This window comes from Paenirhodobacter ferrireducens (genome assembly GCF_004022265.1).
Lineage (GTDB): Bacteria > Pseudomonadota > Alphaproteobacteria > Rhodobacterales > Rhodobacteraceae > Rhodobacter > Rhodobacter ferrireducens.
The window spans coordinates 1-937 of record NZ_SAVB01000058.1 but is presented as its reverse complement, the minus strand read 5'-3'; the positions used below and the strand labels follow the sequence as shown (position 1 = coordinate 937).

2 protein-coding genes are annotated in these 937 nt (G+C 68.9%); both read right to left on the bottom strand.

The features are described 5' to 3' along the window. Positions 1–184: 184 nt before the first annotated feature. A complete protein-coding gene (locus EOW65_RS19835; protein WP_128152398.1) occupies positions 185–598 on the bottom strand; it encodes a hypothetical protein in 414 nt (137 codons plus the stop codon). Further along, positions 595–921: a head-tail joining protein gene (locus EOW65_RS19830; protein WP_164880183.1), complete on the bottom strand. Its 327-nt coding sequence runs from the start codon at positions 919–921 to the stop codon at positions 595–597. The genes EOW65_RS19835 and EOW65_RS19830 overlap by 4 nt, the downstream gene beginning before the upstream one ends. Between the last annotated feature and the right edge of the window lie 16 nt (positions 922–937).

Genomic DNA, 937 nt, shown 5'->3' with positions numbered 1-937 from the left:
GATCTCGACCGCCTTGCCGGCAGGCAGCAGGTGCCCGCTCGGAAGGGTCAGATCGCCCTTCCCCAGGTTGGTGACTTTCGGCATCTCGCCTCCTCAAATGACGAGGCCCCGCACGCGGACGGGGCCCCGGGGACGCCCCGGCCGCGGAATTGCGGCCGGGACTGTTTGCAGTGGCACCCTGCCCTCACCCGCCGATCGGGCGGCGGTAGTCGATCCCGAAGCTCACGACGACGGTGCCGATCTTCTGCTCGCCCTCGCCGTTGAGCGTGGTGGTGATGTCCTCGGGCAGGCAGCGGATGCCCAGGGCCAGCATCGCTGCGGTCACGCAGGCCTCGATCGCGTCGGAATCGTCGTCGATCTCATCCTCGAGCTCGGCCGCGCCGAGACGCTTGGCCACCACCTGCAGGCGCAAGCTGCGCTGCGCCTGCTTCAGCGTCAGCGGCGCCACCCGCTCCTGCGGCGTCACCACGCCGATCACCGGCAAGAGCTCGGCATTGATGCCGCCCGCCCAGGCCGAAAGCAGCCTGAACCCCGACATCCGCGGATCGGCCGCAAGCGCCTCGCGCGCGATCGCCCGGAAACTGGCCCGCGCGCTCACGGGAAGATCCTCTCGAGCTCGCAGATCAGGGTCGCATCAGATGCCGGTGATCCGTTCGGGCGATCGGTGATCACCGTGTAGGTCTTGCCGTTGCCCGGCTCGATCCGGTCGCCACGGGCGATCTCGGGCACGAGGTCCCGCCGCACCCACCAGGTCGGAGCGATGATCAGCACCATGCGCCCGTCATCGTCTTCGACCTCGACCGGCCCCTCGCGGAATTTGGACGGCACGACACGGGCCGGCTGTCCCTCGGCCAGATAGGTGATGCCGGCGCCGAAGGCCGTCGTGCAGATCCGCCCGATGCCATCGAACACGCTGACCATCGGCTTACTTCAGCAC

Coding starts and splice junctions, on each gene's coding strand:
- EOW65_RS19830 (WP_164880183.1), bottom strand. CDS start 921: ATGGTCAGCGTGTTCGATGGCATCGGGCGGATCTGCACGACGGCCTTC.